This window comes from Sphingopyxis jiangsuensis (assembly GCF_016734905.1).
Lineage (GTDB): Bacteria > Pseudomonadota > Alphaproteobacteria > Sphingomonadales > Sphingomonadaceae > Sphingopyxis > Sphingopyxis jiangsuensis.
In genome coordinates, this window is sequence record NZ_JAERPO010000001.1 from 1,063,879 (window position 1) to 1,088,939 (window position 25,061).

General features: G+C 61.2%; 19 protein-coding genes and 1 riboswitch. Of the genes, 10 read left to right on the forward strand and 9 right to left on the reverse strand.

Annotated features, from left to right (window positions below):
* Positions 1 to 100 precede the first annotated feature (100 nt).
* From JI743_RS05170 to JI743_RS05180, 3 genes are all read right to left on the reverse strand, one after another.
* A complete protein-coding gene (locus tag JI743_RS05170) occupies positions 101 to 1,315 on the reverse strand; it encodes a nucleotide sugar dehydrogenase (RefSeq protein WP_201926569.1) in 1,215 nt (404 codons plus the stop codon).
* Positions 1,316 to 1,388: 73 nt separating this feature from the next.
* The gene (locus tag JI743_RS05175; protein WP_201926571.1) at positions 1,389 to 2,852 is read right to left on the reverse strand and encodes a protein adenylyltransferase SelO; all 1,464 of its coding nucleotides are present in this window, start codon (positions 2,850 to 2,852) and stop codon (positions 1,389 to 1,391) included.
* 116 nt (positions 2,853 to 2,968) lie between these two features.
* Entirely contained in the window at positions 2,969 to 4,105 is a 1,137-nt protein-coding gene (locus tag JI743_RS05180; RefSeq protein ID WP_201926573.1) for an acyl-CoA dehydrogenase family protein, read from the reverse strand.
* Between the two features lie 152 nt (positions 4,106 to 4,257).
* On the opposite strand from JI743_RS05180, the gene JI743_RS05185 reads away from it, so the two are divergent.
* The 5 genes from JI743_RS05185 to JI743_RS05205 all read left to right on the forward strand — a co-directional run bounded on the left by JI743_RS05185 (position 4,258) and on the right by JI743_RS05205 (position 9,815).
* Positions 4,258 to 4,965: a winged helix-turn-helix transcriptional regulator gene (locus JI743_RS05185; protein ID WP_201926575.1), complete on the forward strand. Its 708-nt coding sequence runs from the start codon at positions 4,258 to 4,260 to the stop codon at positions 4,963 to 4,965.
* A gap of 38 nt (positions 4,966 to 5,003) precedes the next feature.
* Positions 5,004 to 5,191: riboswitch (cobalamin riboswitch) on the forward strand.
* Between the two features lie 77 nt (positions 5,192 to 5,268).
* On the forward strand, positions 5,269 to 7,233 hold the full coding sequence (locus JI743_RS05190) for a TonB-dependent receptor plug domain-containing protein (RefSeq protein ID WP_201926577.1): 1,965 nt from the start codon (positions 5,269 to 5,271) through the stop codon (positions 7,231 to 7,233).
* 5 nt (positions 7,234 to 7,238) lie between these two features.
* On the forward strand, positions 7,239 to 8,057 hold the full coding sequence (locus JI743_RS05195) for an ABC transporter substrate-binding protein (RefSeq protein ID WP_201926579.1): 819 nt from the start codon (positions 7,239 to 7,241) through the stop codon (positions 8,055 to 8,057).
* Positions 8,054 to 9,043, forward strand: coding sequence for a FecCD family ABC transporter permease (locus JI743_RS05200; protein ID WP_201926581.1), 990 nt, complete (start codon positions 8,054 to 8,056; stop codon positions 9,041 to 9,043). The genes JI743_RS05195 and JI743_RS05200 overlap by 4 nt, the downstream gene beginning before the upstream one ends.
* Entirely contained in the window at positions 9,036 to 9,815 is a 780-nt protein-coding gene (locus JI743_RS05205) for an ABC transporter ATP-binding protein (protein WP_201926583.1), read from the forward strand. Before JI743_RS05200 ends, JI743_RS05205 begins: the two co-directional genes overlap by 8 nt.
* A 278-nt stretch (positions 9,816 to 10,093) precedes the next feature.
* On the opposite strand, the gene JI743_RS05210 is transcribed toward JI743_RS05205, so the two are convergent.
* Positions 10,094 to 10,951: a class I SAM-dependent methyltransferase gene (locus JI743_RS05210; protein WP_201926585.1), complete on the reverse strand. Its 858-nt coding sequence runs from the start codon at positions 10,949 to 10,951 to the stop codon at positions 10,094 to 10,096.
* Between the two features lie 796 nt (positions 10,952 to 11,747).
* Between JI743_RS05210 and JI743_RS05215 the strand changes: the two genes are divergently transcribed.
* From JI743_RS05215 to JI743_RS05230, 4 genes are all read left to right on the forward strand, one after another.
* Complete coding sequence (locus JI743_RS05215) at positions 11,748 to 13,253, forward strand: hypothetical protein (protein WP_236659692.1); 1,506 nt, start codon at positions 11,748 to 11,750, stop codon at positions 13,251 to 13,253.
* Positions 13,254 to 13,427: 174 nt separating this feature from the next.
* The gene (locus tag JI743_RS05220; RefSeq protein ID WP_201926589.1) at positions 13,428 to 15,383 is read left to right on the forward strand and encodes a polysaccharide biosynthesis protein; all 1,956 of its coding nucleotides are present in this window, start codon (positions 13,428 to 13,430) and stop codon (positions 15,381 to 15,383) included.
* Between the two features lie 108 nt (positions 15,384 to 15,491).
* Positions 15,492 to 16,736, forward strand: a complete 1,245-nt coding sequence (locus tag JI743_RS05225; protein WP_201926591.1) for a sugar transferase — start codon at positions 15,492 to 15,494, stop codon at positions 16,734 to 16,736.
* Positions 16,737 to 16,745: 9 nt separating this feature from the next.
* Positions 16,746 to 17,888, forward strand: coding sequence for a glycosyltransferase family 4 protein (locus JI743_RS05230; protein ID WP_201926593.1), 1,143 nt, complete (start codon positions 16,746 to 16,748; stop codon positions 17,886 to 17,888).
* A gap of 34 nt (positions 17,889 to 17,922) precedes the next feature.
* On the opposite strand, the gene asnB is transcribed toward JI743_RS05230, so the two are convergent.
* From asnB to JI743_RS05245, 3 genes are read right to left on the reverse strand one after another with little or no spacing between them, the layout of a single operon-like run.
* Positions 17,923 to 19,866, reverse strand: coding sequence for an asparagine synthase (glutamine-hydrolyzing) (gene asnB, locus JI743_RS05235; protein WP_201926595.1), 1,944 nt, complete (start codon positions 19,864 to 19,866; stop codon positions 17,923 to 17,925).
* Positions 19,866 to 21,005: a glycosyltransferase gene (locus JI743_RS05240; RefSeq protein WP_201926597.1), complete on the reverse strand. Its 1,140-nt coding sequence runs from the start codon at positions 21,003 to 21,005 to the stop codon at positions 19,866 to 19,868. Before JI743_RS05240 ends, asnB begins: the two co-directional genes overlap by 1 nt.
* Positions 21,006 to 21,011: 6 nt before the next feature.
* A complete protein-coding gene (locus JI743_RS05245) occupies positions 21,012 to 21,917 on the reverse strand; it encodes an EpsG family protein (RefSeq protein ID WP_201926599.1) in 906 nt (301 codons plus the stop codon).
* Between the two features lie 151 nt (positions 21,918 to 22,068).
* On the opposite strand from JI743_RS05245, the gene JI743_RS05250 reads away from it, so the two are divergent.
* On the forward strand, positions 22,069 to 23,208 hold the full coding sequence (locus tag JI743_RS05250; protein WP_201926601.1) for a glycosyltransferase: 1,140 nt from the start codon (positions 22,069 to 22,071) through the stop codon (positions 23,206 to 23,208).
* Here the strand turns inward: JI743_RS05250 and JI743_RS05255 are convergent.
* Complete coding sequence (locus JI743_RS05255; protein WP_201926603.1) at positions 23,178 to 24,119, reverse strand: glycosyltransferase family A protein; 942 nt, start codon at positions 24,117 to 24,119, stop codon at positions 23,178 to 23,180. The genes JI743_RS05250 and JI743_RS05255 overlap by 31 nt on opposite strands.
* Before the next feature lie 3 nt (positions 24,120 to 24,122).
* A complete protein-coding gene (locus JI743_RS05260; RefSeq protein ID WP_201926605.1) occupies positions 24,123 to 25,025 on the reverse strand; it encodes an FkbM family methyltransferase in 903 nt (300 codons plus the stop codon).
* Positions 25,026 to 25,061 lie beyond the last annotated feature (36 nt).

Genomic DNA, 25,061 nt, shown 5'->3' on the forward strand with positions numbered 1-25,061 from the left:
CATTTGTGGCTTGCGGGGTGCAGCGGCGCAACCGGAATCTCCCTTTACCGGTCAACGTGCAGGATTCGGGGGAGTTCCGCGCCTTGCCTGGCGCCCAGCCCTAGCTGTCAGCGCCAAAGAGGTCGCGGCTATAAACCTTGTCGGCGACATCGGCGAGGTCGTCGGTAACGCGATTGGCGATGATGACATCGGCTTCGGTCTTGAAGGCGTCAAGGTCGCGAACGACGCGCGAGTTGAACAGCAGTTCCTCCTCAAGGAGCGGCTCATGAACGATCACCTCGATCCCCTTCGCCTTGATCCGCTTCATCACGCCCAAAATACTGCTGGCACGGAAATTGTCCGATCCTGCCTTCATCGCAAGGCGATGGATGCCAACGACGCGCGGGTTGCGCTTGATGACCTCGGCCGCGACGAAATCCTTGCGCGTCGTATTCGACGACACGATCGCCGCGATCAGATTTTGCGGCACGTCCTGATAATTGGCGAGCATCTGCTTCGTGTCCTTGGGCAGGCAATAGCCGCCATAGCCGAAGGATGGGTTGTTATAGAATTGCCCGATGCGCGGATCGAGGCACACGCCTTCGATCACCTGCCGCGAGTCCAGCCCGTGAGTCGCGGCATAGGTGTCGAGTTCGTTGAAGAAAGCGACGCGCATCGCAAGATAGGTGTTGGCGAACAATTTGATCGCTTCTGCCTCGGTATTGCCGGTTTGGAGGATGGCTGCCTCGGGCTTCAGCGACGCTTCGAGAAGCAATTGGCCGAATTCGCGCGCGCGCGGATGCGTGTTACCGACGATGATTCGCGACGGGTGGAGATTGTCAAAGAGAGCGCGCCCTTCGCGCAGGAACTCGGGCGAAAAGATCACCGTGTCGGTATCATGTTCGGCGCGCATCCTTTCGGTGAAGCCGACAGGGACCGTCGATTTGACGACGATCAGCGCGTCAGGCGCCATCACGAGCGCGTCTGCAATCACTGCCTCGACCGTGCTCGTGTTGAAATAATTGGTGTCGGGATCATAGTCGGTCGGCGTCGCAACGACGACAAAGTCGGCACCGCCATAGGCCGCTTGCTCGTCGAGTGTAGCAACGAGGTCGAGCGGCTTGTTGGCGAGATAATCCTCGATCTCGGGGTCGGCGATGGGCGACTGGCGTGCATTGATCTGTTCGACCTTGCGCGCGTCGATGTCGAGGGCAACGACACGGTTCCGCTGGGCGAGCAGCACGGCGTTCGATATGCCGACATAGCCCGTCCCGACGACGGCGATCTTGGGAGCGGAGGCCGAGACGCCGGATTGCGATGCGGGGGATGCGGACAAGTCGATATCCTTTGTCTGACGGGAGCGGCTCAGTAGCAAGCGCGCGCGCTGCGCTCAACACGCGCCGCGCGTGTCAGGTGCCGCAATAGGTCACATAGGGTTCGGCGTCGTCGGGACCGGGACCGGCAAATTCGCTCCATTCGTCACGCGCGACAAAGGGATTGCGGACGACATCGAGCAATGCCAACCAAGGCGCCATATCGCCCGCCTCGGCACTTTCGAGCGCGGCTTCGACACGATGGTTGCGCGGAATATAGAGCGGATTCACCGCGTCCATGGCGTCGGCCCGCGCAAGCGGCTCGTCGGTTTCGCGCGCAAGCCGCTCCCACCAGTCAGCGATCCACGATGCCATGGCGTCGGGATAGGGCATCAGGCTTTCGAGCAGGTTTCCGTCACCGCGCAGCATCATGGCGAGCCCGCGGAAAAAGAGCGTGAAGTCAATGCGATTGCCCTCAAGCGCATCGAACAGCGAATCGAACAATTGCTGGTCGCCGTCCTCCGATTGTTCGAGCGCCAACTTGCGCCGCATCACTGCCGAGAGCGCCGCGGCGAAGCGAGCGGGAATGGCGTCGGCAAGCGCCTTGGCCGCTTCCACCGCGGCAGGGTCGATGGCATGGATCGCGGGAAGCAGCGCTTCGGCAAAGCGCGCCATGTTCCAGTGCATTATCCGCGGCTGGTTGCCATAAGCATATCGGCCTTGCGTATCGATCGAGCTGAAAACGGTGCTCATCGCGAAACGATCGACAAACGCACAGGGGCCGTAATCGATCGTCTCGCCGCTGATCGCGACATTGTCGGTGTTCATGACGCCATGGACAAAGCCGATGCCGAGCCAGCGCGCGACGAGATCGCATTGCAGACCGATGACGCGGTCGAGCAACGCAAGATGCGGGTTCGCCTGATCGGCAAGGTCCGGAAAATGCCGAGCGATACTGTAATCGGACAGCCGCGCGACATGCTCCGCGCCGAAATGCGCAGCGAAGAACTGAAAAGTTCCGACGCGGATATGGCTGCTCGCGACGCGCGTGAGGACGGCGCCCGGATGCCCGCGCTCGCGCTGCACCCGGTCGCCCGTCGCCACCGCCGCAAGCGAGCGCGTTGTCGGAACGCCAAGCGCCGCCATCGCCTCGGACACCAGATATTCGCGCAGGACGGGACCGACCGCGGCCTTGCCATCACCATTGCGCGAAAAGCTGGTCGGTCCGGATCCTTTGAGCTGGATGTCGAAACGCGCACCGTCGGGCGCGACGATTTCGCCGAGCAAAAGCGCGCGCCCGTCGCCGAGCTGCGGCGAAAAATGGCCGAACTGGTGCCCCGCATAGGCGAGCGCGATCGGATCGCTGCCCGCGGGGAGGCTCGCGCCCGAAAACAGCGCTGCCAGATCGGCCTCGCCGACATCTTCAAAATCCAGACCCAGCGCTGCAGCGAGCGGATGATTGAAGGCGAGCATCGCCGGTGCCGACGGCTTGACCGCCTCCGCCGGCGTGTAAAAGCCGTCCATCCGATTGTGAAAACTATTGTCGAAGGCGAAATCCACCGCGTCGCTCCTTGCCCGCCCCAGATTGACCGGCCGCGCCGCGATTGCAAGTCGTGCTCTTGGATAATGAGAGGGCGCGGGTGGGACGGAAGGCGCCCCGCACCCGCGCCCATTCGTCAGCCGTCAATATCGAGCTGCAGGGCGAGACGACCGCTCAACTCGCGCTGTGCTGGCTCCTGAAGCGGATGATAGCGCGCGCCTTGAACGTCGCGGAAGGCGCGCTCGATCGTCGACCCCTTATAAAAGGCGGCGCCGCCGGCCACTTCCATCGCCAGTTCGGCGGTGCGAATTGCGGCGCGACCGGTCACGGTGCGACCGGTCATGACGCTGCTCGTCTTCGCAGGTCCGGGTCCGCCCGCCTCCGCCTCCGCAATCATCGCGTCGAGTGCGGTTTCCGCGATCCAGAAACTATTCTGCATTTCGCCGACAAGCGCGATCATCCCGCCTGTCGAGGCCTTGCGCCGTGCCGCCTCAAGCGCGGCGTCGCGCGCCGCCTCCGCGACGCCGAGATAGGCGGAATAGATCAGCGGAAAGGCGATCATGCTGATAATGTGGAACAACATATGCCACTGCCCCTGCGGCCGCCGGCCGGAAACGGCTGCATCGGCAAGGAAAACGTCCTTCAGCTCGACATCGTGCGAACCGGTGCCACGCATCCCCATCGTGTTCCACGTATCGAGGATGGTTACACCGTCGGCATCGAGCGGCAGCGCGAAGTGGAGAACGGTCGGTCCCGCATCGGGATCGTCATAGACCGCACTCGTCATCAGCAGATCACCCGCCTGACAACCGCTCGAGAATATCTTGCGCGCGTTGATCCGGAAGCCGCCATCGACTTTCGTTGCCGTCCCGCTGCCCTGCAGCCAGTCGGACCCGCCGCTCGACACGAGCACCAGATTCTCCGACGCGATCCGCTTCAAAAGACCGTCGGTCGGCGCCTGCATATGCTGCCAGCGCCATGCCGCGACCGCGACCTGGTGGCAGTGCATCGAAAAGGCAAGCGCGGTCGAGCCGCATCCCTTGCCGAGCCGCCGCACGACGCCGCAAAGTGTGCGGTAATCCATTCCGTTCCCGCCCAGGTCCACGGGCACCGCGGCCCCGATCAGTCCAGCCTCGCGGAGCAGCCCATAATTGTCGGCGACAAAGCGCCCCTCGCAATCGTGGCTTTCGGCCGTCGCTCCGATCGTCGCAGCAATGCGGTCCGCAATTTCGTGCCAGTAATCGGCGGTCATTGCCTTCGCTTCTACAAGCATATTCATCTCCATAGGTTGCTTCCCTGCTGGCGATGGTTGTGTCGGTTCGTGGCGACCGCGAATAGTTCAGGAACTGAATCGCCGCCGATTCAGAAACTGAACTCGCGCCCGCCAAACGGCATGGGCTATAATGCTGCGGAAGGGAGCCTATCATGGCAAAGGCGAGCTATGGGCAATTTTGTCCGGTCGCGATGGCGGCCGAGATTTTGTGTACGCGCTGGACGATTGTTCTCGTGCGCGAACTCGCAGCCGGGTCGACGCGTTTCAATGACTTGCGCCGCGGCGTCCCGCGCATGTCGCCGGCGCTGCTCTCACAGCGACTGAAGGATCTGGAGGCGGCCGGCATCCTCCGCCGCACGCCGGTTCCCGGCGACTCGGGCGTCTTCGACTATGTCCTCACCCGTGCGGGACAGGAACTCGCACCCGTTGTCGAGGCCTTCGGCGTCTGGGGAAAGCGCTGGATCGACGGCGACCTTTCGCTCGAAAAACTCGACGCGCATTTGCTCATGTGGGACATGCGCCGCGGGCTCGTGCTCGACCCGATGCCAGCACGACGTTCGATCATCCAGTTCCGCTATCCCGAACTTCCCGCCGAGCGCCGATCATGGTGGCTCGTCGTCGAACCCGGCAGCGAAACGCAGCTGTGCTCGGTCGATCCCGGATTCGACGTCGACCTTTATGCATCGTGCGACCTGCGCACGATGACGGCGATCTGGATGGGCTATGACACTGTGGCCGCGGCCATCGAGGACCGAAGGTTGCTGCTTACCGGCGACGACCGGCTGACGGCGAGTATTGAAACCTGGCTGGGGCTCAGTCCTTTCGCGCGAACCAGTCGTGTCGTCGAGGCTGCGGCGTAAAATTGTCGATTGCGAACCGCGCAAGGCTTTGCTAGCCGCCGCGTCCGTGACCTCAGGTTCCCCGGAAACGGGGTGAAAAGGGAAGTCCGGTTCCAATCCGGCGCTGCCCCCGCAACTGTCGTCGGAGAGAAGGGTGCGATCGTGCCACTGGAACGATGTTCCGGGAAGGCCGCATCCCTTTGATGACCCGGCAAGCCAGGAGACCTGCCCGAGCGTCGCCGTTATCTGCGCGCGGGCGGGGTGTACCGGGAGCAGGCGAGGTTCCTCGCGTGACGGCAAAGCCGTGACGTTGGAGAACCTCTTATGAAGACTTTTGCCTATCGTACCGCCATTTCGCTGATCGCCTTCGCGGCCACCGCGCCGGCGCTCGCCGCCGAGGCGAACGAGGACGACCGCATCGCGATCACCGTCATCGGCGTCCCGCTCGCGCGCGAAGACGCCAACGCATCGCTGTCGATCATCGATGCCGAGGATATTGCGCGCGCGCAGAACGGCGCCGCCGCCGACCTTGTCGCGCGTCTTCCCGGCGTAACGCTCAACCAATATGGCGCACTCGGCGGCGTCACAAATCTGCGTATCCGCGGCGCCGAGACCGACCAGACGCTGGTCGTTATCGACGGGGTGCGCGTCGGCGACCCCTCGTCGCCGGGCGGCGGGTTCGACTTCGGCAATCTGATGCTCGGGACGATCGACCGGATCGAAGTGCTGCGCGGCGCGAACAGTCTGCCGTGGGGCAGCCAGGCAATCGGCGGCGTTGTCGCGGTCACTACCACCGCTGCCACGCCTGCGGCAGGCGCGGTCACGAGCGGGCGGATCGGCGCCGAATATGGCGCGCGCGACACGGTGCGCGTCAACGGCCAGCTTCGCACCGCGGTGCTTGGCGCTTCGCAGTTCGGGATCGGCGGCGGCTATGTCCGTACCGACGGCTTCAGCAACGCGGCGGGCGGGACCGAGCGCGACGGCTATCGCCAATATAGCGCGAACATCAGCAACCGCACCGACATCGGCGACACGCTGACTTTCCGCGCCTTTGGCCTCTACGCCGACAGCCGGATCGACCTCGATGGTTTCGCGCCGCCGACCTACAGCTTCGGCGACACCGACGAATTTCAGAAGACGCGCGAACATTATGCCGCCGCGTCGATCGAGCATCGGCCCGGCGGACGCGGGACCGGATCGACGGGTTTCACGCACCAGCTTCAATTCGGGATCGCCGACGTCAACCGCGACAATTACAACCCGGCGTTCGGCACGGCGCCCGGCTTCAGCGCGCGCGGACGCAGCGAAAGGCTGAGCTATAGCGCCGACTGGACCGTGACCCCGGAAATTCGCCTGATCGCCGGCGCCGAGCGCGAGTGGAGCCGCAGCCTGACCGATGACGGCTTTGCGCCCGACCGTCGCAAGACCGCGACGACGGGCGTCTGGGCGATGGCGACGGCGAAGCCGACCGATACGCTGACGTTGACCGGCGGTGTGCGCCGCGACGATCACCGCGACTTCGGCGGCGCGACAAGCGTCGCCTTCGACATCGGCCAGCGGCTCGGCGAGATCGTCACGCTGCGCGCGAGCTATCGCGAGGGATTCAAGGCACCGACCTTGTTCCAGCTCTCCGATTCGGCGGGTGCCTATGGCAACCCCGACCTGCGCCCTGAAACCGCGCGCTCCTATGAAATCGGCGTGCGGATCGGCAACGCGCAGCGCTGGTACGCCGATATCGCCTGGTACCGCCGCGACAGCCGCGACCTTATCGATTTCGTGTCGTGCCCGCCGGGACCCAATCCCCTTCCCCCGATCTGCGCCACCGGCACCCGCCCCTTCGGTACCTATGACAATATCAACCGCGCGCGCGGTCAGGGTGTCGAGGTCGACGCGGGTGCGAAGCTGAGCGACACGATCGAGCTGCGCGGCAATTACAGCCTCGTCGTCGTTACCGACCGCACGTCCGCCGGCCTTTATGAAGGCAATCGCCTCGCGCGGCGGCCGAAGCATCTCGCCAACGCCGAGCTTGCGTGGACGCCCGGGGGCGACCTCGCCGGCGCCGACCTGTCGGTCGCGGCACGCTATGCGTCGGCGAGCTTCGACAATCGCGCCAACACCGTCCGGCTCGCACCCTATTGGCTCGTCGACCTGCGCGCGAGCTATCCGCTCACTGGCGCTATCGAACTGTTCGGCCGCGTCGAAAATCTGTTCGACGAGGAATATCAGACGGTCGCGACCTATGGCACCGCGGGCCGCTCGGCCTATGCCGGGGTGCGCTGGAGCTTCTGATGCGCATGGCAGCGGCCCTCGCGATGCTGGCGCTCCTCGCGGGTTGCCAGCCGCGCGCGCCGCTGCCCGAGCGCCGCGGCGTCGCGAGCATCGACTATTGCGCCGACCAGATGGTGCTCGGGCTGCTTCCCCGCGGAAAGATCCGCGCCGTTTCGTTCGAGGCCGACAGCGACACAAGCTTCTCGGCCCCGCGCGCCAAGGGCATCGCCCGAATTCGGCCACAGCTCGAGGACATTGCGCGCCTCCGTCCCGCGGTGGTCGTGCGCTCCTATGGCGGCGCTGCGCGGCTCGACCGCCAGCTCGAAGCGATGGGCATTCACGTCGTCCAGCTTGGCTTCCCGAACAATTTTGCCGAAACGCGCGCCGACCTGCTGCGCGTCGGCACCGAACTTGGAGCCGCCCGCCAAGCCCGGCGGCTCGCCAGCGACCTTGAACAACATCTTGCCGCCGCGCAGCGTCCGGCGCCGGCAAGCGCGCCGTCTGTGCTCTATGTGACCCCCGGCGACGTTACCACCGGTCCCGGTTCGATGGTCGCCGAAATCGTCGCTGCCGCAGGATACACGACCTATCGCAAGCAGCCCGGCTGGGGCACGCTCCCGCTCGAGGCGCTCGTCCGCCGCCCGCCCGATGTCGTGATGCGCGCCTTTTTCGACAGCCCGCGCTACCGTCAGGATCATTGGACCGCTTCGCGTCACCCCGTCGTCGAGCGGGCGACACGCGGTGCAGCAGACGTCGAGGTGCCGGGGGCATGGATATCGTGCGGAAACTGGCTCGCCGGGCACGCCGTACACGCGCTCGCGACGACCGAAAGGGAACAGCGATGACCGCAGCGCGACTGAACCCGGCGCTTGCCCTGCTTCTTGTCGTTGCCGCACTGGGAGCCGTGATGTTCGGCCCCGATGGCGCCGCGCCGCGCCTTGTCGTCGATGCGATCGGCGGGAGCGATCGGGCGGCAGCAATAATCCTTCTCGACATCCGCCTGCCACGCGTGCTGGCGGCCGCAATTGTCGGCGGAGCGCTGGGCCTCTGCGGTGCGGCGCTGCAGGCGCTGACCCGTAATCCGCTCGCCGAGCCGGGGATATTGGGCGTGTCGGCGGCGGCCACGCTGGGCGCGACGCTGACGCTCTATTTCGGCATTGCCGCTGCGCTCCCCTGGGTGCTCCCGATCGGGGCCATCGTCGGCGCGCTCCTTGCGACGAGCCTCCTCGCCGTCGCGGCAATGCGAACGCAAGGGATGGCCACGCTGATCCTCGTCGGCGTCGGCCTGTCGAGTCTCTCGGGCGCGCTGATGGCGCTTATCCTCAATTTCGCGCCAAACCCCTTCTCGCTTTCGGATCTCATCAACTGGACGCTGGGGTCGGTCGCCAATCGCTCGCTCGGCGACCTCGTCTTCACGGCGCCGCTGGTTCTCGCCGGCTGCGTGATCCTGCTCGGCCAGCGCGCGCATCTGTCGCTGCTGGCGATCGGCGAGACCGCCGCCATCGCGCACGGTCTCGACGCGCGGCGCACGCGCATCGCCGTTATCGCAGGCACCGGAATCGCAACCGGAGCCGCAGTCGCACTTGCCGGAGCGGTGGGGTTTGTCGGCATCGTTGCGCCGCACCTTGTCCGGCCATGGGCAGGGCATGATCCGGGCCGCACCCTGCTCCCTTCGGCAACGCTCGGCGCCCTCCTCCTCGTGCTCGCCGACTTGCTCGTGCGCCTCCTCCCCACCGATACCGAGCTGCGGCTTGGTGTCGTCGCGGCGCTCGCCGGCGCTCCCGTCTTCACCATGATCGCGTTGCGGCGCGGCCGGGGCGCCCATGTCTGACGCGCTCCACATCAAGAATCTGACGGTGCGCGCTGGCGCCAAGACGCTGCTCGACGACGTGACGGCGACGATAGAACCCGGGCGTATCACGGCAATTGTCGGCCCCAATGGCGCGGGCAAATCGACGCTGATACGGGCGCTCGCGGGCGTCGCGCCGTTCGCAGGCACGCTGGCTCTGGGGGCGACGCCGCTCGCACACCTCAGCCCGACCGAGCGCGCCCGGCGCATCGCCTATCTTCCGCAGCACCATGATCTTGCGTGGAACATCAAGGTCCGCGACATGGTCGCGCTCGGACGATTCGCTTATGGAGCCGAGCCCGGCAAGCTGGGCGCGACCGACCGTGCCGCCGTCGAGCGAGCCATGGAAGCCGCCTGCTGCGCCGCGCTCGCCGACCGCGGCGTCGCCGACCTTTCGGGCGGCGAGCAGGCGCTCGCCTGCCTCGCGCGGGTGCTGGCAGCCGATACGCCTGTGCTGCTCGCCGACGAACCCGCAGCGGCACTCGATCCCGCCAACCAGTATCGCGCGATGGAATGTCTCGCCGAAAAATCGGCGCATGGGTGCACTGTGCTCGTGGTTCTGCACGACCTGACGCTAGTTGCGCAGTTTTCCCACAGCGTGCTGTGGCTGCAAGGCGGTCGCCTCGTCGCGCACGAGCGCGCCGATTGCGAGAGTCTCGCGCACCACATACCCACGCTTTTTGGACGCACGCCGAGTTTTGCGACGGATGGTTCGGAGGCCCTCTTTTTCGTTCGTGACCCGAACGAGTCGTGACCAGTGGGCTTCCGGTTATGGTGCGCGTCTCAAGTTAAGCGCTTGCCTGGCAGACTATACCACGACATCCAACTGCGATGCTGTCGCAATAGTAGCCCGGGCTGGCCCAGCTTAATACGGGCAAAGCCGAAGTCTGGCTGACGGCGCTGCGTCGTGCTGACGAAATTCCGCGCGCGCCATGGCGCGACCGACAGGGCAAAAGCTCTTCCTCGTAGCAGATCCGTCCTGGCATCAGGCCAATATGACGGGCGTGCTTTGCAACACGTCCCCCATAAAGATCAATTCCCGTCGCGTACCTTTGTGCCGCATGCGACCCAATAGGGAGTTCCGTCGCGAAACCGAATGTCTTCCAGCCCGCATGCCGTCATCATGGCTTCGATCTGTGGTCGCGTGAACCGCTGTTCCAGACGAGTGCCGAATCGATCGAGCGCGTCGGTGCGCATTGTGTAAAAACTCTGATCGCGATAGAAGCTAAGCGGCAGACCGTCCACTTTCAGCCCGATGCGTGCGCCGAGCATCGCCATCCGCGCCAAGGGCCAGTAAATGGCGGCAGCGATCGCTGTTGTTATGGTCTTGCGGAGAGGGAATGGCATCGGGCTGATGGCCCTCCGGACATAATCACTCAGTTTCCATATGAAGCGGAACCACGCGGGCCGGTCGTCAAAACCGTAATAGAGATACACGAGGAACGGCGCACCAGGTTTCAGCTTGGCGACACATGCCCGCATCGCTTTCTGCGTGTCCGGAATATGGTGAAGCACGCCAAGAGAATAACCAAAGTCTTGGCTGGCATCGGGAAGGGGGATCTCGTCGACCCCGGCATGGTGAAACCGGACATTCGACACATTGCCGAGCACGCGCCTTGCAACCTGCAACGCTTTTTCGGAAGGGTCGATACAATGGAGAATGTCGACGCGCGGGGCTACGCCGCGTGCCCACCGACCTGATCCACATCCCAAGTCGAACCCGGACGCACCTGCGGGCAGAGCATCCCATGGAAAAAGCGAAAAATAGCCGTCAAAAAGTTGGCGCCAATCCGCTTCATCGAGCGCAGTCTGGTCGAAGGCCGCCCATTCCTCACCAAAGCCTTGTACGGTCTTGGGGTCGATATTGCCCGCCGTGGGAGTTCTGAGCATCAGCGCGTCATTTCCTGTTTAGCCGTCGCCAGACCGCCTCCTTGGCCCCGCGACGAACGTCCCACGCAATCAGATTCCGAAAGCGCGTCATGTCCGAAATTTTCCACTAATATCCTCACTGTATCTGCAGAACTGTCCGTGGCGTCCTACCTCGCCGCCAATTGGTGCAACATCGCATAACGGGAACGCGAAACCTTTGGTGGCAAGAAATAAAACGTCGCGGACTTAGGGCATCGCCGCCGCTTGGGCAATGTCGATGACAGATTGTCCTACCAGAAGCCGACAAGGATCGACTTGGCATTTACTGAAGGACTTCACGATCTGCGCCACCCGCAGAATACCGCTTATCCCGCCCCGCAGTCTGAATCTCGTCTTGCCAGCTTCTCGTTCCATAGAGCCTCGTCCGGCGTGTGCCACTATTGATTATGGTTCGACAGGCAGGACGAATTGCGTCTGTAGTCAGAATGCATAGCCGCAACGTCGATCCCGGCGCGGCGGGATCGTGGCAAGCTTCGCGAGAATCACCCGGCGACTAAGCGGCATCACGGGTTCCGGCAATCCCATGCAATAGTATGATTTGGAGCCGCCATGCACCCCTTCATGCACGAGCCGATTGGGATAATTATTCAACCGACACGGGCGACACTATCAACTTGTTTGGATGCGCGCCTCTCGCGCAAGTCTCGCAAGTAGTGCGCGGCGAGGCTATAGTTTTGGCGGAGACTCAGCGGCGGGTCGATCTTTGCGGTCGCGCCCGTCCGTTTTGGGCTCCGGTATCGAATGGGAAACCCGGACGATGATAAGGCCCGAAAATTTTCGCCAGGCTGGCGATACGCACCTGCAGCGTTTGCAGCGATTTCTCGATGCGCTCGGCGGCGGGACAGATGGCGAACTGGACGCAGATTATGTCATACCCTCGCAACTGGTCCTGAGCGGAAAATCGAACTTTAGGCTGCGCGGCAATGGTCACCGGATCAGGGTGGCTGATGGCGCTCCCACCGGCTGGGGCGGATCGGCACTCTACATCGTCCAGTGCAACGACTTCGAGATCTCCGATCTACATTGCGACGGCAACCGCGAAAGCCGCATTCCGGCAGAAGATCCGGCGCACGTAATTGTCGTCGACAAATGCCATCGGTGGCTCTTTCGCAATGTTCATGTGGTGAATGGCACGTGCGACGGATTTCTCGTGTATGCTGGCACCGACGGAAATGGCACGGGGCCCGGCGGCGCTGTTTCTACATTGGACTTTCCTTCACGCTGGAAGCTCAAAGATTGCACCGCGCTCAACAACTTTCGACAGGGCCTGTCGATCATCGAGGGTGTAGACGCATCGATCGAAGGCGGTCGCTATGGGCTAACTCATGGACTTTGGGATACCGGAAACGGCCCTTGCGCAGGTATCATCCTCGAACCCGATGATGTTCCGTCAAGACCCGCGAATCGCATTCGCAACATCCGGCTTCAGAATATATTGTTCGACGGCAACCAAGGCGCCGGATTGGCGATTACGCGAGTGAACGGCGTTCGCAACATCGAGGTAGTTGACTGTATTTTTGATGCAAACAAGAAAGCTGCGATCGAATCCTTTGGCGACGAGATCGCTATATTGAGGCCGACAGTTCGCAACTGGACAAACGAGCCCTATTCAAGCCGAGCCAGCGCTCCTCCCAAACGCGGCGCTATCGACATCGGTTATCTGGCGGGCCCGACCAGTATTGCCGATCCGAAGTTCGAGTTGATTGACAACGGCGCATCGGATCATCACCCCTGCATTTATGTACATGGCGCCGCCGCTGCGGGGATCGCGATCAGCGGGATAAGGTCGGACGGGAGCGCATCGTTCATCTGCGGCGCCCATGCGCCGCGGGTCCAGGTGAGCCACAGCGTGGTCGATCTGCGGTCGTCAGTGCGCCCCGACGCCTTTGTCTTTCTGGGCGACCACGCGGTGTTCGAACATATGATGTTACTCGGTGTTTATGAACGCGCGGCCTATTTCGGCGGGAAAGCGCCGCAGATAAAGGAGAATAAATTCTATGTTCGCATCAGCCGGCCGACAACCCACATCGTCGGCGCATGGGATGCGATCGCCCCCGAGCTGCGTGGAAATCTCGTAGAATTCGAGCAACCGGTCGCATCGAAGGCGTTCTCAGTCGGACAAGACGCGACCGTTGTCGACAACAAGATCGTAAATAGCCTTAGCGATCGTCTGTTCGATTTTTCAGGTCCACCTCGAGCATCCACTGGGAATTCGCGCGCTGTCCGGCGAGCGCGAGAGAGTCCATCAGCACAAGCTCCCTGATTTCCGTGGGATAGCTAACACAACTGGACGCAACGCTGGTTGAATGGCAACGGTATTGCTTCTATGACAATCTTGTTTTTTGTCGCGCCCGCTTCATTGGTGCGCAACCACTGCAGGAGCATGTCTCGCAAGTTGCACCCCACAATGGCCATCTGCGAGGAATAGCGGCAATCTATGAAAATTCTCGACCAAAATCATTGGCGCAACCTGCGGAAGGGGGGTCTCGCTTTCATCGGCGAACGGCCGCGCATTCAACGCCAGTTCGCCGCGGTGGCGATCGACGGCGCGCTATGCTTGGTTGCCGTATGGTTTGCCTTCTCGCTACGCTTGGGCGTTTGGGAGCTTTTCTCACGCCCGATCATGACGTTTGCTGCTTGCTCATTGATATTCTGGTATCCCATCGCGTGGAGGTCCGGCGTTTATCGGTCGCTCATACGATATTCCGGCTCGCGCACGGTCACGGACCTTGCGGTCGCGTGCGGGTTGCTGATTCTTCCGCTGCTGGTGGTGTGCGTCGTATTTCGTCTTCCCGGTGTGCCGCGAACGCTGAGCGTACTGCATCCGATGATCTTTCTGCTGCTGCTAGCAGCGAGCCGCGTCGGCATTCGCTTCGCACTACTCGACCTTCTGAACGTCGTCGGCGTCAACGCGCGGCGTATGCTGGTCTATGGCGCCGGACGCGCCGGCCAGCAGCTTGCGCTGTCCTTGCGTCATGAACCGCAAGTGCACCTCGTCGGCTTCATCGATGACGACCCGAGACTCGACGGACAGCGGCTCGACGGCGTCCAAGTGTTCGGCTCGTTCCGCCTGCATCAAGTGTTGCACGAAACCGCCGCGGATGAGGTGCTGCTGGCGATCCCGAGCGCTTCGCGCGCACGCCGCCGGGAGATTATCGAGGAGCTGCAGAAAGAGGATGTCTACGTCCGATCGCTGCCCAGTCTGACCAATGTCATCGACGGAAGTATAACCGTCAACGATTTGCGCGAGATTCAGATCGAAGAGTTGCTCGGACGTGAACCGGTAGCCGCAAATGAATTGCTGATGGGAAGGACGATCGTTGGAAAACGAGTCCTTGTTTCGGGGGCGGGCGGATCGATCGGAAGTGAACTATGCCGACAGATAATTCGCTGCCGCCCCGCGCTGCTCGTCCTGCTCGAACAAAGCGAGTATAGTCTTTATGCGATTGAGCGCGAACTCGACGCCATGATGAAGGCGCTTGGCCTTGCAATTCCGATCCAACTCGAACTCGCTAACGTATCCGACCGGTCATCGATGCGACGCATATATAAGCGCCATCGCCCCGAGACCGTGCTTCATGCGGCAGCTTACAAGCATGTGCCGTTAGTTGAAGCCAATCCGCTATCGGGCCTCCGCAACAATATCATGGGGACGCTCCATAGCGTCAAGGCAGCCGAAGAGGTTGGCGTCACCAACTTCACGTTGATTAGCACCGACAAGGCGGTGCGGCCGACGAACATCATGGGCGCCTCGAAGCGGGTTTGCGAAATGATTCTGCAGGCGCGCGCGACCGAGCCGGGAGTGAAAACGATTTTCAGCATGGTGCGGTTCGGCAATGTCTTGGGGTCGAGTGGTTCGGTTGTGCCGTTGTTCAAGGCGCAGATCGCGGCCGGCGGCCCCCTGACGCTTACGCATCGGGAGATAACACGTTACTTCATGACGATACCCGAAGCTGCACAGCTCGTCATCCAGGCAAGCGCAATGGCCAAGGGCGGCGAGGTTTTCGTTCTCGACATGGGCGAGCCGGTGCGGATCATCGACCTGGCTCGTGCCATGATCCGGCTTTCAGGCCTCAGCGTACGCGAGCCTGACCTTCCGGAGGGCGATATCGAGATTATCGAGACCGGCCTGCGACCGGGCGAGAAACTTTATGAAGAGCTACTCATCGGAAATAATCCGGAACCGACGCACCACCCGCGAATCATGCGCGCGCGCGAGGGATTGATACCCTGGGTCGAGCTGGATCGCATGATGAAGCGGCTTAACGCAGTCATTTGCGAGTCCGGCGATGCCGCCACCGCAATGCAGATCATCAGCAGCCTGGTGCCCGAATATGCCGCCAGCGGGCAATGGCTCGGAGGTCGCGGCGATCTTGTCGAAATCGCCGAATGATTCGCCGCGGCGATAGCCGTTGACAGAGACCGGCGCGGCTGGTTGGATCCGACGGGCCGCTCCAGAGCCGCCGCCTCCCCTTCATTTGGAACCGTTTGAACCCGTGTGATGATCGTCGACACTTCGCGTCCCTATGATTTCATCGTCACCGGCGCTTCCGGGAAAGTAGGCCGGCATCTGGTTCCCCTGTTAGCGCGGAACGGGCGCACGTTGCTCGCGGTCGGACGCAACTCGGACACGCTGCGCCGCCTGTTCGCCAACCAAATAGGTTCCGTGGCAGTCGCGGACTATGGCGATCTTAAGCGCCTGCCCGGCTGCGATACGCTGATTCATCTGGCCGTGCGCAACAATGACGCACCCGGGACGCTGGCCGATTTCTCGGCGGTGAATGTGGATTTCGCATCGCAGATCGCACGCGAATTCTCGCGCATGAACGGGCGTCGTTTCCTCAATATTTCCTCTATCCTCGCGCTCGGCGACTTTGAAGAATCGCCCTATGCGGTCAGTAAGGCTATAGGAAAGCGCGCTATTCACGATATTATCGGCGACCGTCTCGACAATGTTCACATCGGTTATTTTCATGACCGCGGATACTTCGGCGAAAGGCTCGCCTTTCTCTCCCGCTTCGGCCCTGCGGTTGGTGGTATGATATTTGCTCTGTTAAAAATGCTGAAGCCCGCGACTTCGGCGCAAAGCCTCGTCGACTATGCGCTTGGCGAACCCCATTCCCTTCCTCCACCTGGAATATTGACCGACGACCTATCACGCTCGCGCGCCTACCGCGCCATTTCACGCTCAATGGACCTTGGTGTCGGCTTGGGCATCCTACTGCTATTCTTACCAGTTTTTGCTGTGATCTGGATCGCGATCCGGCTCGACAGTCCGGGGCCAGCAATCTTCGCGCAGCAACGTGTCGGCGCCGCGCAGATTCCGTTCACCCTCTATAAGTTCCGGACAATGAAGCGCGATACTGTGGCCGCCGGAACGCACGAGGTCAGCTCCAGCGCCGTAACCAGGATTGGCGCGTTTCTCCGCCGGACCAAGTTGGATGAACTACCCCAGGCGATAAATTTGCTGCGCGGGAATATGACCCTTGTGGGGCCCCGTCCCTGCCTGTACTCGCAGACCGAACTTATGCAGGCGCGCGAAGCGCTTGGGGTTTACGCACTAAAGCCGGGGATAACCGGCTATGCGCAGATCCGCGAGATCGACATGAGTAGGCCAATCGCGCTCGCGCGCAGCGACTATCGGTACAAGAAGTTGCGATCGTTGCTGCTCGATCTTCGCATCATCGTGGCAACTGCGCTCGGACGCGGTGGCGGTGATCGCATAACCGCGTCCGACCAAGTCTGATTGATCATCATGCCGAACAAAAGGATTCTCTTCTTTGTCGGCGATGCGCCCTTTTTCGTGTCGCACCGGCTCAACCTGGTCGAGGGCGCAATCGCCGGCGGCTATGACGTCGTGGTCGCCTGTCCGACTTCGCCGGCCACCGATACGATCCAGGCGAGCGGCGCGCGATGGGTCGAATGGAAAATCGACCGCGGCGGCACGTCCATCATAGGCGAGGTTCGGACCTTTCTCGGCGCCGTCAGGATTGCCCGTGCAGCAGCTCCCACGATAATTCACGCCATAGCGCTCAAATGTATATTACATGCCGGATTCGCGTCGAAATTATTACGCGTCCCGATCGTCGGCGCGGTCTCGGGGCTCGGGTATGTCTACACCGGTGCCGCGCGCGGATCGAAAGCCGTGCTGCGACGCCTCATCAACCGCTTTATGAGCATCGGCCTCAATCGCCGGAATGCCAGTTTCATCTTCCAGAATCGCGATGACGCAAAGATGGTCGAATTCGCCCGCCTCGACAGGGCCACCGTTTACATGATCGGCGGCTCAGGCGTCGACTTGGGCGCGATCGTGATGCGGCCACACCCGGTCGGCGCGACGACCGCCGTCGGCCTCCCCGCCCGCCTGCTCCGCGACAAGGGAGTCTATGAGTTCGTCGACGCCGCACGACAGCTTCGCGAACGTGGCCGCGATGCTCGCTTCCTGCTGATCGGCGATCCCGATCCGACCAATCCCTCGTCCGTAACGTCAAAAGAAATCGAATCCTGGGTCGCCGATGGCGCCATCGAATGGCAGCCGCATACGCACGATATCTCGACAGCGCTCGCGGCGCTCCATATTGTCGCCCTGCCGTCCTACCGTGAGGGATTTCCAAAGACGATCATCGACGCCTCCGCGGCCGGCCGCGCGTCGGTTACAAGCGATGTTCCCGGTTGCCGTGACGCAATCGTCGACGGGGTCACCGGGATTTTATGTCCGGCGAAGAATGGTGCGGCGCTGGCCGACGCGATCGACAAACTGATCCTCGATCGCAATCTCTGTATTGCCATGGGCAAAGCGGCACGGCGGCACGCCGAAACCCATTTCGATGTTCGCGAAGTCACTGCACGGCATCTTGAGATTTATCGACACAGCGAAATGCGCGGCCACCGACCCTGATAGCGGCGGCCGAGAACGCCTCGCCGCCCCCGCCTCACCTCGTTGCTTGAGCGTCAAGCCAAGCCTGGAACATCAGCACGTCCCAAACGTGATAGTGCAGTCGCCGACGACCGCTGCGTGTGTCGGACCACAGCCGGGCGACGGCTTCGGCATCGAAATAGCCGTCGCGCCGCAAACGGTCGGGTGCGAGCAGATCATCCGCCCACGACCGAAGCGGCCCGCGGAGCCAATGCTCGATCGGCACGCCGAAACCCATCTTGGGTCGCTCCATCATCTCGCGCGGTACGTACCGATAAAGAAGTTGACGCAGCGGCCATTTCGCCTCGTCGCCGCGGAGCTTGTACGACAGCGGAAGCGCGAGCGCGAATTCGACGACGCGGTGGTCGAGCAACGGCACGCGCGATTCCAGACTGACGGCCATGCTGGCCCGATCAACCTTCACCAATATATCGTCGGGCAGGTAGCTGCGCATATCGAGATACATCATCCGATCCCGGAAATCGCCGTCCGTGGGCCAGTCCGGATCGGACTCGGTCAAGATCGTCACCGGCTCGTGCGCGCCAGGCACGAGCGCTGACGGGTTCTTGGCATGTGACACCAGCGAGCGGTAGAAATCGTCAGCACGCTCGACGTTCAGCACATCGGCAAGCTTGAGCATCCGATCGCCAACCGCCATCTTACGAAGCCGTTCGGGTGCAAACTTCATCGCCCCGTCGATAAGGTTCGCGGGCGTCATGCGAAGCATAGCCGCGGCCAGCGTGCGGGCACCGCGCGGCATCCTGCCGAGACGACGCCAGATATCATAGCCTTGGGCGTAACGGGTGTATCCGCAGAACAGTTCGTCGCCGCCGTCGCCCGACAGGCTGACGGTCACTTCCGATCGAGCAAGGCGGCTGACCAATAGCGTCGGAATTTGCGAGGAATCAGCGAAGGGTTCGTCCCAGTGATGCGGCAGGATCGGGATCTGATCGAGCGCATCCTGCGGTGTGACATAGAGTTCGGTGTGGTCGGTACCGAGGTGCGTCGCGACCCGCTTTGCATGATGCGCCTCGTCATATTCGGCTTCGGAAAAGCCGATCGAGAAGGTTTTGACCGGGCGCGCCGATCGATGCTGCATCAGCGCGACGATTGTGCTGGAATCATAGCCGCCGGACAAGAAAGCCCCGAGCGGAACGTCGGCCGCCATCCGAATCCCGACCGCATCGAGCAGCAGTGTCTCGAGAGCGTCGACCGATTCCTGGGCCGATCCCGAAAAGGGGGTGTCGCGCCCCGCTTTCGCTTTCGCTGCGATGTCCCAGTAGGCGACAGATGCAGGAAGTGCCACATCGTTGACGCCGATCTCAAGATAATGCGCAGGTGGTAGCTTCTGAATGCCTTCGAAGATCGAGCCGGGTCCGGGGACATAATTGTGGCGCAGAAACAACGCCAGCGCGTCGCGGTTCACGCCTGCACGCCACGCCGGATGCTGGCGAAGCGCCTTGAGTTCCGACCCGAAGAGCAATGTATTGCCCTGCAGGCCGTAATAAAGCGGCTTTTCGCCCATCCGGTCGCGTGCCAAGAACAGCTTTCGCTCCCCCTTGTCCCAGAGTGCCAGTGCGAACATGCCGTTCACGCGATCGAGCGTCCCCGGCACGCCCCAAGCCGAAAAGCCCTGAAGCAGCGTTTCGGTATCCGAATGGCCCCGCCATCCGATTTGGCCGTTCGCTTCGAGTTCGCGCCGCAGATCGAGGTGATTATAGATTTCGCCGTTGTAGCTCAGGACAAATCGGCCGTCGTGGCTTGCCATCGGCTGATGTCCGGCAGGGGACAGGTCCATAATCGCCAGCCTGCGATGCGCCAGCGCGATCCCAGCCTCTCCATCGACCCAATAGCCGTCGCTATCCGGCCCACGATGCACGAGCGTATCGGCCATCCGGCGCAGCACGGCTTCGCCGTCGGCAAATCCCGCCCGATCGAGAAACCCTGCAAAACCACACATTAGACTTCTCTTTTCATCATTGAATCATAGAGTTGCATATAGGCAGCAACGGTAGCCCGGAGACTGTAGCTAGCCTCGATCCGCGCTCGCGCCGCTTTGCCGATTTCAGCGCGGCGCGCAACACTCATCCGCGCCAGATCGGTTATCGCCACGGCCATTTCCGCGGCGTCGCCGCGCGGTACAATTCGCCCGTTGCCATCGAGAAGCCTTGCACAATCCCCTACATCGGTCGCCACGCATGGCAGGCCACTCGCCATCGCTTCGCCGATCACGTTTGGAAATGCCTCGCTCACAGACGACAGGCAGAAGAAATCCATGCCGGGCAATATCGCCTCGATGTCGTCCCTCGGGCCCAGGGCAAAGAATCGCTGTGCCGGCAGATCGGCGAAATGCGGTTGCAGCGCAATCGTGTTGCGGGTCAGACCATCACCGATCATGACCACATGCAACTGCGGGTTTTCCACCATCGCGATCGCGCAGGCTGCCATGAAGGTCGGGACGTCCTTAAGCGCGTGAAAGCGACCAACAAAACCCGCGAGCGGCACATCATCGCCAATGCCCAATTTCGTCCGCAGCGCCGCCCGGCACCGCGCATCAGGTTTCCATCGCTCGGTGTCGAAGCCGTTCGGAATGACGATACCGCGGCGCGCGGAGAAGCCCATGGCTTCATGATGCGCACGGGCCTGGTTGCTATTATAGATAATCGCATCCGGTCGCGCGGACTTGGCTTTTAGACCGCGGATCATCCATCGCGTCGCGCGCTTCTCGGCGCGCAGGTCGTAAAGCGATTGACGGACGTTCCACGCGAGGCCAACCCGCCGGCCCGCCATCGAAGCTGCCATTGACGCGATCACGTTGCCGTGCGGCATCCATCCCTGGACAATGTCGGGGCGTGTCCGTCGAACAACCCGACGCACCCCGAACAGCGCTGCGGGAAGCCCGACCGCCCCCTTCATGCCGAACGCCTCGACCGATATGCCCCGTTCCAGCAAGATAGGGCCGTAGTGCCCCATGCCAGCCAGCGACACGACATCATGCGTGAACCGGTTGTCGAGGTTCGAGGTCACCAGATTGAAAAGCGATCGTTCGGCCCCGCCGGTCCCGAGTCCCGTGATGATGTGAAGCACATGTCCCGACATGCGGCGTCATCCTGAAATTGTGGAGAAATAATATATCCACTGCGCGATCGTGTAGATCGACATCGCCGGAATCGCGAACATCTTCACCGACGGCTTGGCGATCAACACCGTCGAAATGACGAAAGGATAACCGAGCGCCAAGAAGCGAAGCGAATAGCCGCCGGTAAAGACGTTCACCGTTACGAGCGAAAGGATGAACAGCGAAAACCGGCCCTCGATCGAGCGAAAGGTGTCGCGATAGTCGATCAGGAAAAGTCCCAAGAGGCCGACCCAGAAGCTAAGATAGAGGGGGCTGCTCGACAGGTCCAGATATTCGGCTCGCCGGTCGCCGATCAGTGTCAGCAGGACCTCACGAAGCGGTCCGATCACCAGCCCCATGACAACCCCTGCGCCCAGTATCAGCGCGAGGCGTAGCCCCAAAGGCCAGCGCGACAAACGCCCGCCTTCGCTGTCGGTCATCAGGCAAAGGACATAAATCGCGAGGAAAATGATCATCGTCGTATGGATCGTGGCTGCAAACAGGCATAGGGCGACGGCAATATAGGTCGATCGCCGCAAGAAGAGATAGACGAGATAGAGAATACTGATCGCCAACCCCGACCGCAGCTGCGAATAAGCGAGCTCGAAGATGAGGGGGTTTGCAAGAAAAATAAGCGGAAGCAGTCCACCACGCCTGTAGACGATAAGCGCAGCCGTCGCCAAAAATACGGTCGATATAATTTGAAAAACGGTATCGTACGTTACCGGAAGCAGATCATCCTCCAGGAGTTTCATCAGAAACCACCAGGAATATTCGGAAGTGAAATAGTCTAGGTAGCTATCGAAGTAAAAATAATCCAAAAGATTATCCTTGTAGATGATCTTTTGGATATAGACTTCTCTGTCTTGCAATATACCACGCGTACCTGACATGATAATATCAGGCCACGGCATCAAAGAAATGATAACAGATAATACAATAGGAACAATGTATGATCGATAGTCTTTTGGAAGAGACTCTTGATAATTCTGCCGATTGTTCATATTAGACTACCACTAATCATTCAAAGGTCAAAACATTGAAATGAAAATATTATTTCTGGTATCTTCAATGCAGGGAGGTGGAGCAGAACGGGTTGCCGCGCTGCTCGCAAATGCGTGGGCTGCGCGCGGTCACGATGTCAAGCTCATGCCGACCTTTTCGGCGCGCGGAAATTGCGTCTATCCATTGTCAGAGTCGGTTCATCTGGATTTTCTCTCTGATCATTGCGCGCCTACCGCGGGACGGTTGGCACGACTTATGACGTTGCGGCGGCTCATAAGGAGCATCAGACCCGATGTCATCGTTTCATTTCTGTCGCACGTCAATGTCGCCGCCCTGATATCCGCGCTCGGAACCGGCGTGCCGGTGGTCGCCTGCGAGCGCACATACCCGCCACTTCTTTCGCCTCCCCTGCCGCTTTCCTATCGCTTGCTACGTCGACTTACATATCCCTTCGCCGCGGCGCTGGTTGCACAGACACAGCTCATGGCAGCCTGGATGCGCCGCCGCGCGCCCTGGACGGAAACCGCCATCATAGCGAACCCGATCCTTCTACCGATGATCGACACCGAACCCGCTGTACCGCCATCGTCGCTCGTTAATGACGCGGCGCGCGTTCTGCTCTGGGTGGGTCGGGTGGATACTGTAAAACGACCAGAGCTTGCGATTGACGCCTTTGCCGTGCTGGCGAACCGGTTTCCCAATTGGGTTCTCGTAATGCTAGGCGACGGGCCGCGCCGCGCCGGACTGCAGACCTCAGTCGCCGAAAAGGGATTGGACGACCGAATATTTCTTCCGGGCTTTGCCGGAAATCTCGGCGCCTGGTACGAGCGCGCCGATATTTATCTTCTGTCGTCGAGCACCGAGGGATTTCCCAACAGTCTGCTCGAAGCCATGGCCCATGGTGTCGCGTCGGTGGCGTTCGACATTCCGACCGGCCCGGCCGAGCTCAGCCACGACCGCCAGCGCCTTCTGCTGCTTTCGGACGACAACCAGTCCGCTCGACTTCTGGAGGCGCTCCAGAGCCTAATGACCGACGGCAACGGGCGGCGTGCGCTTGGGGAGCGTGCGCGCGACGTGACGGAAACCTATTCACTCGACAGAATTCTGGGTCAGTGGGACAGATTGTTGGAAGAAGTCACAAAAAGACATCATGCTCGCGGCAACCGTCTTTCGTCATAGAGAAACGCAAGAAATCCCACAGGCCAAGCAAGCAGCTTCAACAAACAGCCTCCTATGCTTTGGGGCGGAAAGCCGCCTTTTCTTCCGCTTCGCCACATGTGCCAGGCATAGCGCGTGTGATTGGCCGCGATCTTGAGCACCTCGACCGGCGCCCGGAAAAGCCAACGCCAGTCATGCGTGAGAAACTCGGCAGCGAAGTAACCACGCCCGACCGCCATGCTTCGAATCTTGGCAAGCGTGTTTGTGCTGTTGATGATCGAATCCTGTTCGACGTGATAGATCAACACCGGTTCATTAATGTACCGCGTCTTGTATTCTCGGGCGATCGCGTTCCACACAACCCCTTCAGGAACAAGGCCTTCGATAAATTCCGGGAAAGGATGTCGACGCAGAATATCGACGCGTTGGAAACCAGACTTATCGCCCCGGATGCGGTCGCACAGCGTCGATTCGACCGGATTGCTGTCATAGGGACTCTGCGGATAGGTATCGCCGAAAATTTTGCCATCCTCATAGCAGCAAAGGCCGGTGATGCCGACAAAGGCGCCGCGGTCGGCCTCAGGGATCGCCAGCCACTCATCGCGAAACAGACGCAGCGCGTGCGGGAGCGCGGCGTCATCGCTGTCCCAGCATAGGAACAACTCGCCACGAGCCTCGCGAATGCCGTAATTATAGGCTGTTTTTTTGTGCCCGTGCGATTGATGAAAATACCGGATCGGAAAATCCGCTTCGTCGATCCATCGCGCGACCAATTCGCGGGTGTTATCGGTCGACCCGTCGTCGACGATCACCCATTCAAAGTCCCGAAACTCCTGCGCGGCGATGCTTTCATACAAGCGCAGCAAGGTATGGGCCCGATTGTGCGTCGGGGTAAAAATGGTGAAAAGCGGAGCGGCGCCGGCATCCGACATTTCTCAGACCACACCTAGATCGCGGTGCACAGCGACGATCATCTGGTAAAAGGCGGGCGCGATCTTTCCGATCGGCCGCACGTCGAGCCGGTCTCCGAAAAGGGTTCGCAGCAGGAAACCTGTGTAGCGGCCGAACCTCGATTCACCAAAATCGAAGTTTCTTTCAACCGAGACGAAATCATAACCCGCATCGGAAAGAAGGTTGACCACATCCGAACCATCCGGCCCGAAATCGCTGGGCGATAGTTCGAACATGATGACGGGTCTATGCGCAGCGATAACCGAACGCGCGCCGCGAAGGACACGCGCCTCGAATCCTTCGGTATCGATTTTGATAAAGCCAATTCGGCCAAGCGCGTGGTCGGCCGCGAACCGGTCCAGCGTCGCCAGTGATATGCCTGCATCGACAGCGGGAACGACGCCCTGCGCGGCGACCTCGATGAATGTCCCACCCATGTTGGTTGGATTTTCGCGTAGCGTCCCGAAGACTTCGGCATCGGAGAGGCCCAGTCGGTGCGGCGTCACATTTATGGTCTGAGCCGCATTGAACCTCAGAAGCTCGAACGTGCGTGGATTGGGCTCGAACGAATGCACGGCGTGGAAATATCTTGAGAAGAACACCGAGTGATTGCCGATGTTTGCCCCGATATCGAGCGCCACCAGCTGATCCATATCCGTCAGGAAGCGACCGAGCCACCCAAATGCTGCGCGCAAATAATCATCTTCATACCGGCCTTCGATGTTGATAATATGTCCGATGTGATCGTGCGAAAAGATCGCCAACTGCGGGTAACCGGCGGCATGATGCTCGCGCGCCAGCTTGTGCAGTTGCCGGTTGGTCACGAACCGCGACACTTTCGTCAGCCCCTGGCTCGACGATCGAAAACTGTGGAGGGCATTGGTCAATTTCAGTCCAATCTAGGGAATGAGTAATTTCGGGAT